A 12678-nucleotide genomic window follows, 5' to 3' on the forward strand; every position below is an offset into this window, starting at 1 on the left:
GGCTTCCTGGCGCCGCGGCCGGTCCGCATCCTGCCCGGCATCGGCCAGGCCGCGTCGGACCGCCTCGCCGCCCTGGGCATCCACCGGATCGGCGAGATCGGCCGCGGCGCCAGGAAGCCTTGAGCTTCCGCCCGGCCGATGATCGAGAAGCCGCGCGGCTTGTCGAGGTCCGAGGCGATCTTGGCCAGGAACTTGTTGGGTGCCAGCCCGACCGAGACGGTGATGCCGATCTCCGCCTCGACCCGGCGGGCGAAACCCGCGAGCGTCACGGCGGGCGGCGCCCCGTGCAGCCGCTCGGTGCCCGAGAGGTCGAGGAACGCCTCGTCGATCGAGACCGGCTCGACCAGCGGCGTCAGCTCCTGCATCATCGCCCGCACCTGCCGGCCGACCCGGGCGTATTTCTCCATGTCGGGCCGCAGCACCACCGCGTCCGGGCAGGCTTCGAGGGCGCGGAACATCGGCATCGCCGAATGCACGCCGCGGATGCGGGCGATGTAGCAGGCGGTCGAGACCACGCCGCGCTTGCCGCCGCCGATGATCAGCGGCCGGTCGCGCAAGGCGGGATCGTCGCGCTTCTCGACCGCGGCATAGAAGGCGTCGCAATCGACATGGGCGATGGCCAGCGCGTCGCGCTCCGGATGGGCGAGAAGGCGCGGCGAGCCGCAGGCCCGGCAGCGCCGGGCCTCGTCCGGCGGGATCGCCCCGCAATCCCGGCAGAGCGGCCCTCCGCTCACGCCCCGAACTCGCCGGGATCCTCGCTCGACTCCTCGCCGAACTCCGGCGGGGCGAGCCGGCGCCATGCCTGGGTGATCCGCTCGGGCGGCACGTCCAGCGCCGACGCGCAGGCCAGCAGCAGCCCCTCGTCCGCCACGACGTGGTCGAGGAGGCCGGTGACGAGATCGGGGCTGTCGGCCGCCTGCCGGAGCGCCTCCGGTGAGAGACCGGAACTCTCCATGAACCGGAGCAATCGGCCCGGGTCACCGGTGACGTAGGCGAAGACGCGGGCCCCCAGAGCCTCCGCGGCCGATCCGCTCAGCATTCCGCCACGGGGATGGGGACCCCTGGCAAATCCTTCGAATTTGCGTTTCATCAACATGTGCCGCTTAACAGTGTTGCAGTTCCGGTCGCAGCCGGGGTGTGATGCGGCCCGCTGGAGTGCCGGAGACAGTGAGCCATGACGAAGACGGTGCTCATCGTCGAGGATAACGAGTTGAACATGAAGCTCTTCAACGACCTGTTGGAGGCGCATGGCTACGCGACCCTCAAGACGGCCAACGGGATCGAGGCGATCGAGCTGGCGCGCCGGCATCGACCGGACCTCATCCTGATGGACATTCAGCTCCCCGAGGTGTCTGGCCTCGAGGTGACGAAATGGCTCAAGGAGGATGACGAGCTCAAGGGCATCCCGGTGATCGCCATCACGGCCTTCGCCATGAAGGGTGACGAGGAGCGCATCCGCGAGGGCGGCTGCGAAGCCTATCTGTCGAAGCCCATCTCGGTCGCGAAGTTTCTCGCGACGGTACGGACTTATGTCGGCGGCGAACGCCAGAGCTGATTCAAGATCTGAGAGAGGCCTGACCTTCCCATGTCGGCACGCGTTCTCATCGTCGACGACCTCTTTCCAAACATCAAGTTGCTCGAGACGAAGCTGACCGTCGAGTATTTCGACGTCGTCTCGGCGATGAATGGCCCCGATGCCCTGGCTGTGTGCGAGAAGGGCCTGTGCGACATCGTGCTGCTCGACGTGATGATGCCGGGCATGGACGGGTTCGAAGTCTGCCGCCGGATCAAGTCGACGCCCTCCATGGCGCACCTGCCGGTGGTGATGGTGACCGCCCTCGACCAGCCGAGCGATCGCCTGCGCGGGCTCGATGCCGGTGCCGACGATTTCCTGACCAAGCCGATCGACGACACCGCCCTGATGGCCCGGGTGCGCAGCCTTGTGCGCCTGAAGGCGGTGACCGACGAGTTGCGCAGCCGCGCCATGATGTCGCGGGTCGGCGATCCGCTGGCGGCGGCCACCGCCGAGACCGGGCACAATGCCAACGTGCTGGTCGTCGAGGATCGCCGCTCCTCGGCCGAGAGGCTGACGGCGGCGCTCGGCCAGTATCACTGCGTCGAGGCGGTCGCCTCGCCCCAGGAGGCCCTGGAGCGGGTCAAGGCCGGCGATTACGACGTGGTGCTGGTGAGCCTGGACCTCGAGGGTCATGACGGGCTGCGCCTGTGCAGCCAGTTGCGCTCCCTCGACCGCACCCGCACCGTGCCGGTCGTGATGATGGCCGATCCCCAGGACCGGGCCCGGATCATGCGCGGCCTCGATCTCGGCGTGCATGATTACCTGGTCCGTCCGATCGACCGCAACGAGCTGGTGGCCCGGGTGCGAACCCAGGTCAAGCGCAAGCGCTTCTCGCACTCGCTGCGCGAATCCGTCCAGGCGTCGATGGACCTCGCCGTCACCGACGGGCTCACCGGCCTGCACAACCGGCGCTACCTCGACAGCTACCTCGCCGGGCTGTTCTCCGAGCCGTCCCTGCGCGAGCGGCCGGTGGCGCTGCTGATCCTCGACATCGACCGCTTCAAGTCGATCAACGATCGCTTCGGCCACGATGCGGGCGACGAGGTGCTGAAGGAGTTCGCCACCCGCATCCGCGCCCAGACCCGCGGCATCGACGTGGTGACGCGGTTCGGCGGCGAGGAGATCGTGGTGGTGGTGCCCGATACCGGGCTCGACGCCGCCCGCCAGGTCGCCGAGCGCATCCGCGAGCGGATCGAGGCGGCGGCGTTCGAGGTCCAGCGCGGCACCTGCGCCATCGACGTGACGGTCTCGATCGGCGTCGCCACCCGCCAGCCCGGGGACGACGATCCGGCCCAGATGCTCAAGCGCGCCGACCTCGCGCTCTACCGGGCCAAGCAGGACGGCCGGAACCGGGTGGTGGCGGCTGCGGCGTGACCGGGCGACGCGGCCAAGCCGGCGGCACGGCCGCTGTGTCGTCCGTGGTCGTGGGGGCGTCCCCCATGCCGCTCTCGCGGTCCGGCTCGGGGGCCGTCCCTCTCCGATGATCGGCCGGCTCGCGGCCGTCGCAGTCTGCCCTACGTGCCGCTTGCCGGCCATGCGCCCCAGGCCCTCCGCGGCCCGTGCCTCGCCGCTTCTGGCCGCGGCTCCGCTGGGCGAGAGCGCTTCACGATTGCGTTGCCATCGCGAAGCTTCTCTAGCTCTTTGATTTTGCCGCATTTTCTACGACGAACCGGTATCCACTTCGTCGGAAAATGCTCTAGTGATGCGCGGTGATCGCCGGGCGCGACGGGCGCCCGGCCAGCCCGGAGACACCGCATGGCCGCGCTTGACCGGATCCTCGACGACATCGACCGCGACCTCGACACTTCCCTGGAGCGGCTGTTCGCCTTCCTGCGCATCCCGTCGATCTCGACCGATCCGGCCTATGCGGCGGAGTGCCGGAAGGCCGCGGAATGGATCAAGGGCGATCTCGCCGCCCTGGGCTTCGACGCCTCCCTGCGCGAGACCGGCGGCCACCCGGTGGTGCTCGCCCATTCTCCGAAGCCCGGCGCCCCGCACGTGCTGTTCTACGGCCATTACGACGTGCAGCCGGTCGATCCCCTGCACGAGTGGGAGACGAAGCAGCCCTTTGAGCCGCGCATCGTGACCCTGGCGGACGGCCGCAAGGCCATCTCCGCCCGGGGCGCCTGCGACGACAAGGGCCAGGTGATGACCTTCGTCGAGGCGTGCCGGGCCTTCAAGGCGATCGACGGCGAGTTGCCGGTCGGCGTCACCCTGCTGATCGAGGGCGCCGAGGAGGACGGCTCCAAGTTCCTGCCCGAATGGGTTGCGGCCAATCGCGAGGAACTGAAGGCCGACCTGGTGCTCGTCTGCGACACCGGCATGTGGGACCGCGACACCCCGGCCATCACCTCGTCGCTGCGGGGCCTGGCCTATTTCGAGGTCACCGTCACCTGCGCCGACCGCGACCTGCATTCGGGCCTGTTCGGGGGCGCGGCCGCCAACCCGATCCGGGTGCTGTCGCGCATCATCGCCGACCTGCACGACGACCACGGCCGGGTGACCGTGCCGGGCTTCTATGACGGCGTGCACGAGACGCCCGAGGACGTGCTGGCGCAGTGGCGCGGCCTGAACCTGACGCCCGAGAGCTTCCTCGGCACCGTCGGCCTCAACCTGCCGGCGGGCGAGCGCGACCGGATGCTGATCGAGCAGATCCAGTCCCGCCCGACCTGCGACGCCAACGGCATCATCGGCGGCTATACGGGCGAGGGCACCAAGACGGTGATCGCCTCGAAGGCGAGCGCCAAGATCTCGTTCCGCCTCGTCGGCGACCAGGACCCCGAGGCGCTCGACCGCAACTTCCGCGCCTTCGTGCAAGAGCGCATCCCGGCCGATTGCTCGGTCGACATCGTCACCCACAAGGGCTCGCGGGCGCTCGCCCTGCCCCATGGCATGCCGGCGCTGGAAGCCGCCAAGGGGGCGCTCGCCGAGGAATGGGGCCGGGCCCCGGTGACCATCGGGTCAGGCGGCTCGATCCCGATCGTCGGTGACTTCAAGCGCACCCTCGGCCTCGACACGCTGCTGGTCGGCTTCGGTCTCGACGATGACCGGGTCCATTCGCCGAACGAGAAGTACGACCTCCAGAGCTTCCACAAGGGCACGCGCTCCTGGGCGCGGATCCTGGCGGCCTTGGCGAAGTAGGACCTTGGCGAAGTAGGACCTTGGCGAAGGAGGACCCTCGCCAAGGAGTAACCGCGTCCCTGCCGCCCGGCGACCGGCGGCAGGGCGGGGAGGCGTCGTCGATCGGGAGGGCTCCCAAGGTGCAGCAGAAGATCATCGGCCTGATCGGCGGGATGAGCTGGGAAAGCTCGGCCGCATACTATCGGATCATCAACGAGACGGTGCGGGCCCGCCTCGGGGGCGTGCGATCCGCTCGCTGCCTGATGTGGTCGTTCGATTTCGGCGAGATCGAAGCCTTGCAGCATGCCGGCCGCTGGGACGAGGCGACGGCCGCGCTGATCGGCGCCGCCCGGCGGTTGGAGCGGGGTGGGGCCGATTTCGTGGTGATCTGCACCAACACCATGCACCGCATGGCCGATGACGTGCAGGCGGCGATCGGCCTGCCCCTCCTGCACATCGCCGACCCGACGGCGGAGCGGATCCGCGCCGCCGGCCATCGCCGGGTCGGTCTCCTCGGCACGGCCTTCACCATGGAGCAGGATTTCTACAAGGGCCGCCTGGCCGTGCGCCACGGCCTCGACGTGCTGGTGCCCGAAGCCGAGGACCGGGCGGAGGTGCACCGGGTGATCTACGAGGAGCTGGTCCAGGGCCGGGTGATGCCGGCCTCGCGCGACGCCTACCGGTCGGTCATCGCCCGGCTGGTCGAACGGGGGGCGGAGGCGGTCATCCTCGGCTGCACCGAGATCATGCTGCTGGTGCGGCCGGAGGACAGCCCGGTGCCGCTCTTCGATACCACGGCGCTCCATGCCGAGGCGGCGGTCGATCGGGCATTGGCGCCCGGCTGACCCGAGCCTCTCTGTCGCTCACGGAAGCGAGCCGCGGCAAGGCGGCTCTGCGCGAGGCGGCTTGTTTGGAATGATTCCAATCACTAGATTGGAGCTATTCCAAACAGGATCGCGCGCATGAAAGCCCTGACCGATCTCACCGAACGCGAGGTGCTGGCGCTGGCCATCGCCAGCGAGGAGGAGGATTCCCGGATCTACCGCAGCTTCGCCGAGAGCCTGCGGGCCGACCTGCCGCGCTCCGCCGGCCTGTTCGAGGCGATGGCCGACGAGGAGGGGGGGCACCGCGACGACCTCTATGCCGCCTATCGCGAGCGGTTCGGCGAGCACCTGCCGCCGGTGCGGCGGGAGGACGTGCGCGGCTTTCCCCGCCGCCGCCCGTTCTGGTGGCAGGGTCTCGATGCCGGGCGGATGCGGCGCGAAACCGAGGCGATGGAGGCTCAGTCCGCCGACTTCTACGAGCGGGCCGCCACGCTCACCCGTGACCTCGGGGTGCGCCAGCTCTTCACCCGGCTCGCCGAGATCGAGCGCGGCCACGGCCGCCGGGCCGAGGCGCTGAGCGCCGAGCAGGAGAGCGGCGATGCCGCCGCCGAGGAGGCCCGGGCCGCCCACCGCCTGTTCGTGCTGCGCTACGTCCAGCCCGGGCTCGCCGGGCTGATCGACGGCTCGGTCTCGACCCTGGCGCCGCTCTTCGCCGCCGCCTTCGCCACCCACAACAACGGGCAGACCTTCCTGGTCGGTCTCGCGGCGTCGATCGGTGCCGGGATCAGCATGGGCTTCACCGAGGCCCTGTCCGACGACGGCAGCATCACCGGGCGCGGCTCGCCCTGGCTGCGTGGTCTCGTCTGCGGGGTCATGACCGCGGTCGGGGGCCTCGGCCACACGCTGCCCTATCTGGTGCCCGATTCCTGGACCAACGCCTTCGCAATCGCCACGGTGCTGGCCGCCCTGGTGGTGGCGGTGGAACTGCTCGCCATCTCGGCCATCCGCACCCGCTACATGGAGACGCCATTCTGGCGCGCCGCCCTCCAGGTGGTTCTGGGTGGCGTGCTGGTGCTGCTCGCCGGGGTCGCGATCGGGAGCGCCTGAGGGCGGTCATGCGGCACCGTGCGCGGGGGGCGGCCCCGAAAGCCGCTCCCGCCACCTTGAAAATGGTCTAGAAACGGGACGCGAAGGCGCGGAAGGATCGCCCCCGAGGACTCCTTCTCCAAGAATCTCGTCCCAAGAATCTCGCCCCAAGAATCTCGTCCCAAGAAACGCCCCCGAGGAACCGCCGTGCAGACCAGCTTCACCCCCGCGCAGCTCGCCGACCCGGCCATGGCGGCCTCGGAGAAGATCCTGCGCACCTGCGTGCATTGCGGCTTCTGCACCGCCACCTGCCCGACCTACCTGCTGCTCGGCGACGAACTCGATTCGCCGCGCGGGCGCATCTACCTGATCAAGGATATGCTCGAAGGCGGCAAGCCGGCGAGCCCCGAGGTGGTCAAGCATGTCGACCGCTGCCTGTCGTGCCTGTCCTGCATGACCACCTGCCCGTCGGGGGTGCATTACATGCACCTCGTCGACCATGCCCGCGCCCATATCGAGAAGACCTATTCCCGCCCGGCCGAGGACCGGTTCCTGCGGGCGGTGCTGGCGCGCGTGCTGCCCTACCCGAACCGCTTCCGCCTGGCGCTCCTCGGCGCCACCCTGGGCCGGCCGTTCCGGGGCATCGCCGCCCGGATGCCGAAGGTCGGCAACCGCCTCGCCGCGATGCTCGACCTCGCGCCTGCGGCGCTGCCGACCCGCTCGGCGCAGGACAAGCCAGGACGCTTCCCGCCTGCCGGCCCGCGCCGGGGCCGGGTGGCGTTGCTGCGCGGCTGCGCCCAGAGCGTGCTGCGGCCCGACTTCAACGAGGCGGCGATCCGGCTCCTGAACCGCCACGGCATCGAGGTGGTGCAGGCCAAGGGCGAGGGCTGCTGCGGCGCGCTCACCCACCATATAGGCCACGAGGACTCGTCGCACGCGCTGGCCAAGCGCACCATCGACGCCTGGATCGCCGAGATGGACGGCGAGGGGCTCGACGCCATCGTGGTCACCGCCTCGGGCTGCGGCACCACGATCAAGGATTACGGCTTCATGTTCCGCGACGATCCGGCCTATGCGGCGAAGGCCGCCCGGGTGTCGGCCATCGCCCGCGACGTGACCGAGTACGTGACGAGCCTCGGCCTCTCTGCACCCGTGGTCGAGACCGACCTCGTCGTGGCTTATCACTCCGCCTGCTCGATGCAGCACGGGCAAGGATTGCGCACCGAACCGAAGGCGCTGCTGACCCGGGCCGGCTTCACCGTGAAGGACGTGCCGGAGGGCCATATCTGCTGCGGCTCGGCCGGCACCTACAACATTCTGCAACCGGAACTGGCCGCGCACCTGCGCGCCCGCAAGGTCGCGAATATCGAACGCGTGCGCCCCGACGTGATCGCCACCGGCAATATCGGCTGCGCCACCCAGATCGGGAAGGGCACCGCCATCCCGATCGTCCACACGGTGGAGCTGCTCGACTGGGCCACCGGCGGCCCGCGCCCGGCGGCCCTCGACGGGGTTGCGGACAGGCGCCCGGCCCTGGCGGCGGCGGAGTAGGGAACCGCTCAGAACACCGAGATCAGCACGATGCCGCCGACCATCAGGGCGGCACCGAGGAGGCGCGGCGGGCTGGCCTTGACCTGCCGCATGCCGAGCCAGCCGAAATGGTCGAGCGCCACCGAGGTCAGCAGGTTGGCGGTGATGAGCAGGCCGTTGAGGGCGCCGGCCCCGACCTTGTCGACGAAGAGGAGGCCGGCAAACACCGCGACCGCTCCGGTGAGGCCGGCGAGCGGCATCCACCAGCGCGTCCCGGCCAGATCCGCGCGGGTCGGCAGCGGCATGGGCTTCAGCAGGGTCATCAGCGCGAAGGCGAAGACCACGGGCAGGAACGACACCGTGGCGGCGAGCCAGGGATTGACCAGCGCCCCGCGCAACTGCGAGTTCCAGACCACGCCGATCGCCATCAGGGCGCCGGCCACGAGAATGAACGGGTAGAGCAGCTTGCCGCCGACGCCGTGGCTCTCGCCGTCGTCCGTCTTGCCCGCGGTACGCGCGATGAACACCACGCCGGCCGCCATCAGGAGCCCGCCGAGCCAGGGCAGCGGCTTGAAGCCGGCCGCCGGCAGCCCGAACAGCCCGAAGGCGTCGAGGGCGAGCGAGGTGATGATGTTGGCGGTCAGGGTCAGACCGTTGAACGGCCCGGCCCCGACCTTGTCGATGAAGGCGAGGCCGCCGAACACCGCCACCGCGCCGGCCAGGCCCCCGAGCGGGGCGTACCAGGGCATCTTTCCCAGTGTGTCGAGGCTCGGCAGCGGCGTCGGCATCACCAGGAACAGGGTGACGAAGACGAACACGATCGGCAGGAACGACACCGTTGCGGCGAGCCACGGGTTGACCATGTGCCCGCGCAACTGCGCGTTCATCGCGTTGCCGAGCGCCTGCAACGCGCCGGCCACCAGGATGAAGGGATAAAGGAGCGCGGCGATCGACACGGGGCAGGGCCCTCCGGTTTTCGAGGATCAGACGAGGAGAAGGCCGGCGAGCGCCAGCCCGAGGGCGGGCGGCATCACCAGGGCGCCGAGCGTGAGGAAGCGCCAGAAGCTCACGTCCTGGCCCTCGCGGCGGATGGCGGTGAGCCACAGGATGGTGGCGAGCGAGCCGGTGACCGAGAGGTTCGGCCCGAGATCGACGCCGATCAGCACCGCGCCCGCAATCTTCTCCGGAACGTGGGCGGCCTGCACCGCGGCTCCCGCGATCAGCCCGGCCGGCAGGTTGTTGACGAGGTTGCAGGCGACGGCGATCAGCGCGCCGGCGCCCCAGGCGGTCTCGGCCGGGGCCGCGGTGGCGGCCCGCCGCAGGGCGTCGGCGACCATCGCCAGCACGCCGGTCTTGTCCAGCGCCTCGACCAGCACGAACAGGCCGGCGACCAGCGGCAGCACGCTCCAGGACACGTCCTTGACCACCTCGACGGCGCCGCTGCCGCGCCGGAGCGCCAGCACGATGAGGGTGGTGGCGAGGCCGGCGGCGAAGGTCGGCAGGCCGAGGTCGCGCCCCAGGGCCGAGGCGCCGATCAGCACCCCGCCGGTCGCCACGATGCCGAGGCCCGCGACGATCCCGGTGCGGGACAAAGACGCCGTCTCGACCTCGGTGGCGACCGATTGCTGCCTGAGGGTCCGGTTCTGGGTCAGGCGCAGGACGAGGTAGGTCGCCAGAATCGCCAGGACCGAGGGCAGGCCGAACAGGGCGAGCCAGCGGGTGAGCGGCGGCATGTGCTCGGCAAAGACCACGAGGTTGGCGGGGTTCGAGATCGGCAGCACGAAGGAGGCGGCGTTGGCGATGAAGGCGCAGATGAACAGGTAGGGGAGGGGATTCTCGACCTTCGCCGCCCGGGTCGCGGCGTAGACCGCCGGCGTCAGCACGACCGCGCAGGCATCGTTCGAGAGGAAGACCGTGACGACCGTGCCGACGAGGTAGACCAGGGTGAAGAGCCGCGTCGGCGAGCCCCTGGCGGTGCGGACCGCGATGCCGGCGAGCCAGTCGAACAGGCCCTCCTTCCGGGCCACTTCCGACATCAGCATCATGCCGACGAGGAACAGGTAGACGTCCGTGCCCTTGAGCACGCCCTCCCAGGCGGTGCCGGCCGGCAGCAGGCCGAGCAGCACCAGGGCGAGAGCGCCGGTCACCGCCCAGATCGCCTCCGGCCAGGAGAACGGGCGCACGATCACGCCGAGTGTGGCGAGGGCGGCGATCGCCCAGGTCGCGAGGTGGGGGCTGAGCGTCAGCGCGGCCATCGGGGGAGACGTCCTGTTGTCGTGTCGAGAAGGGGGAAGAAAGCTCGGCCATGCCGTGCCGCCGGTCTGCGTGGTCCCGCCCGCGACCTCAGGACGACGTCGGGGATGGGATGGATGTGACGGTCCGAGATCCGACGAGTCTCATCCTCACCATTGGCGCCCGTTGCGGTTCGGCCCGAGCTGGGTCCCCAGCAATCCCCGCGCCGGCCAGGCCCCGAGCGCATCGGCGTCGCTGCCGATGCCGCGGGAGATCGGCAGCCCGTCCGCCTCCGTCGCCGGCTCGATCGTGTCGGTATCCTCGGCGCCCCGGCCCCTCGCCCGCACGGCGACGGCCCGGGCGCCCGCCGGCCACGTCACCTCGGCGGCGTGGCAGCGGGCGCCGTCCTCCCGCGCCATCGCCTGCCACGGCCCGTCGTCCAGGCGGAACTCCACCCGCTCCGCCGGTCCGAGCACCAGGGCGCGCAGGGTGAACCGCTCGCCGACCGCGTGGCCGGCGTCGATGGCGAGGCGCCGGTCGGCCGGCGCGGTGATCAGCACGAAGGGCCAGGGCCGGGCCAGCTCCTTGAAGCGCCAGCTCACCACGCCGCCATCGAGGGCCGCGACCGCGTAGCCGACCGGGCCCTCCTCGATCTGGCCGGTGGAGCGGGCGGCGGCGTAGACCGTGCGACCGTCATTGGCGAGTTCGTTGTAGTGGGTGTGGCCCATCTCGACGAGGCGGACCGGCCCGCGATGGATGAGGTCGGCGACCTGCGATGCTTCGCCCTCGCCCTTCAGGTCCGACGGGTAGCTGTGCATGAACAGGGCGCAGTCGCGCGCCCCCGCGGTCTCGAGTTCCGATGCGAGCCAGGCGACCTGTTCCGGCCCGAGACGGAAATCCGGCCCGCCCGTGCCCGTCCCGCACATGTCGAGGAACAGGCAGCGCACGCCCCTGACATCGACGGCATAGGGCAGGGGCGGCCCGCCCAGCCCGGCCTGGAAGGCGTCGAGGCTGCCGCCCTCCATATCGTGGTCACCGGTGATGACGTGGGCCGGCAGATGGAGCGAATCCAATCCGGCCCGCACCAGGGCGTATTGCTCGGGGCGGCCATTGTCGGCGTTGTCCCCGGGCAGGAAGACGAAGTCGAGCCCCTCGACCGCGTTCAACTGGGCGACGATGGCGGCGAAGTCGCGGGCGTTCTCGGCCTCACCCGTCGTCAGGTGCAGGTCGCCGATATGCGCGAAGGCGAGCGGCTCGGGCATGGTCCGGCGCTTCAGGCGGTGGCGAGCGCCGGCCGGCCGGCCGGGCCGGAAGGCGTGCCGGCCTGGGCCGGCTCGAAGCCGCGGGTCTCGGGCATTGCCAGGAGGTAGAGGGCAAAGCCGAGGCCGGCGATCGCCGCCAGCGTCAGGAACGCCGCCGAGTAGCCCGCCGCGACGATGATGAGGCCGGCGAGCGTGGCGCTCAACGAGGCACCGAGCCCCTGCGCCGTCGCGACCGCCCCCTGACTGACGTTGAACCGGCCGGTGCCGCGGGTCAGGTCGGCGACCACGATCGGGAACAGCGCGCCGTAGACGCCGGCGCCGATGCCGTCGAGGAGCTGCACCGCGACGAGGTAGAACGGGTTGTTCGAGACGGTGTAGAGCACGCCGCGCAGGGCCAGCACGCCGAAGGCGGCGAGGAAGATCGGCTTGCGACCGATCGCATCGGCCTTGTGGCCGACGAACATCGCCACCGGCACCATCACGCATTGCGCCGCCACGATGCAGATCGCGATCAGCGAGGTGGCGTTGTCCTTGCCCGACAGGTGGGTGAGGAGCTGGCCGACCGAGGTCAGCATCGCGGCGTTCGAGAGGTGGAAGATCGCCGCCAGCAGTGCGAACAGCATCAGGTACTTGTTCTGGAGCAGAACGGTCAGGCCGGAGGGCTGCTCCTCGCAAGACGCATCCTCGGCGCAGTCGAGGCCGCGGGCGAGATCGTTGTCGATGGCCTCACTGGGCACCATCAGCATCGCGCCGATCGACAACGCGGCGAGCACGCCCATCAGCCAGAACACCACGATCGGCCCGAACAGATAGGCGAGGCCCCCGGCGAGCGCCGCCGAGACGGCGTTGCCGGCATGGTTGAAGCCCTCGTTGCGGCCGATGCGCTTGGAGAAGAGTTTCGGGCCGACCACCCCGAGGGTGATGGCGGCGAGTGCCGGCGGGAAGATCGCCCCGGCAATGCCGGCGAGCGACTGGGTGGCGGCCACCGCATAGAAGTTCGAGATGAAGGGCAGCGCCAGGCAGCTCAGCGTCACCGCGAGAGCCGCCC

12 protein-coding genes and 1 pseudogene are annotated in these 12678 nt (G+C 70.4%); 7 read left to right on the forward strand and 6 right to left on the reverse strand.

Annotated elements, in window-relative coordinates:
- Positions 1–39 precede the first annotated feature (39 nt).
- Positions 40–123 carry a hypothetical protein gene (locus VP06_RS38825; protein ID WP_425350961.1) on the forward strand — a complete coding sequence of 28 codons (84 nt, stop codon included), beginning with the start codon at positions 40–42 and terminating at the stop codon, positions 121–123.
- Here the strand turns inward: VP06_RS38825 and VP06_RS28555 are convergent.
- Both VP06_RS28555 and VP06_RS28560 read right to left on the reverse strand, forming a co-directional pair.
- A pseudogene (locus VP06_RS28555) lies at positions 87–734 on the reverse strand (DNA polymerase IV); the annotation flags it as partial. The gene VP06_RS38825 and the pseudogene VP06_RS28555 sit on opposite strands and share 37 nt — an antisense overlap.
- Positions 731–1039, reverse strand: coding sequence for a DUF3572 domain-containing protein (locus VP06_RS28560; RefSeq protein ID WP_053082076.1), 309 nt, complete (start codon positions 1037–1039; stop codon positions 731–733). The pseudogene VP06_RS28555 and the gene VP06_RS28560, both read right to left, overlap by 4 nt.
- 135 nt (positions 1040–1174) lie before the next feature.
- On the opposite strand from VP06_RS28560, the gene VP06_RS28565 reads away from it, so the two are divergent.
- From VP06_RS28565 to glcF, 6 genes are all read left to right on the forward strand, one after another.
- Positions 1175–1555, forward strand: a complete 381-nt coding sequence (locus VP06_RS28565) for a response regulator (protein WP_048467198.1) — start codon at positions 1175–1177, stop codon at positions 1553–1555.
- Positions 1556–1585: 30 nt separating this feature from the next.
- On the forward strand, positions 1586–2950 hold the full coding sequence (locus tag VP06_RS28570; protein ID WP_048467199.1) for a PleD family two-component system response regulator: 1365 nt from the start codon (positions 1586–1588) through the stop codon (positions 2948–2950).
- Between the two features lie 381 nt (positions 2951–3331).
- On the forward strand, positions 3332–4717 hold the full coding sequence (locus VP06_RS28575; protein WP_048467200.1) for a M20/M25/M40 family metallo-hydrolase: 1386 nt from the start codon (positions 3332–3334) through the stop codon (positions 4715–4717).
- Between the two features lie 119 nt (positions 4718–4836).
- Positions 4837–5541 carry an aspartate/glutamate racemase family protein gene (locus tag VP06_RS28580; protein WP_280950254.1) on the forward strand — a complete coding sequence of 235 codons (705 nt, stop codon included), beginning with the start codon at positions 4837–4839 and terminating at the stop codon, positions 5539–5541.
- A gap of 117 nt (positions 5542–5658) precedes the next feature.
- Positions 5659–6627 carry an iron exporter MbfA gene (gene mbfA, locus VP06_RS28585; RefSeq protein ID WP_048467201.1) on the forward strand — a complete coding sequence of 323 codons (969 nt, stop codon included), beginning with the start codon at positions 5659–5661 and terminating at the stop codon, positions 6625–6627.
- A gap of 186 nt (positions 6628–6813) precedes the next feature.
- Positions 6814–8157 (forward strand): glycolate oxidase subunit GlcF, encoded by a 1344-nt coding sequence (gene glcF / locus VP06_RS28590; RefSeq protein WP_048467202.1) that lies wholly within the window; start codon positions 6814–6816, stop codon positions 8155–8157.
- A gap of 8 nt (positions 8158–8165) precedes the next feature.
- Here glcF and VP06_RS28595 read toward each other — a convergent pair whose 3' ends face one another.
- From VP06_RS28595 to VP06_RS28610, 4 genes are all read right to left on the reverse strand, one after another.
- Positions 8166–9092 (reverse strand): DMT family transporter, encoded by a 927-nt coding sequence (locus VP06_RS28595; protein ID WP_245291351.1) that lies wholly within the window; start codon positions 9090–9092, stop codon positions 8166–8168.
- Positions 9093–9119: 27 nt separating this feature from the next.
- Entirely contained in the window at positions 9120–10391 is a 1272-nt protein-coding gene (locus tag VP06_RS28600) for an arsenic transporter (protein WP_048467203.1), read from the reverse strand.
- Between the two features lie 147 nt (positions 10392–10538).
- Positions 10539–11630 (reverse strand): metallophosphoesterase family protein, encoded by a 1092-nt coding sequence (locus VP06_RS28605; RefSeq protein ID WP_048467204.1) that lies wholly within the window; start codon positions 11628–11630, stop codon positions 10539–10541.
- Between the two features lie 11 nt (positions 11631–11641).
- The coding region (locus VP06_RS28610; RefSeq protein WP_048467208.1) for an MFS transporter at positions 11642–12678 on the reverse strand (1037 nt) is incomplete at its 5' end.

It is taken from the genome of Methylobacterium aquaticum (assembly GCF_001043915.1).
GTDB lineage: Bacteria > Pseudomonadota > Alphaproteobacteria > Rhizobiales > Beijerinckiaceae > Methylobacterium > Methylobacterium aquaticum.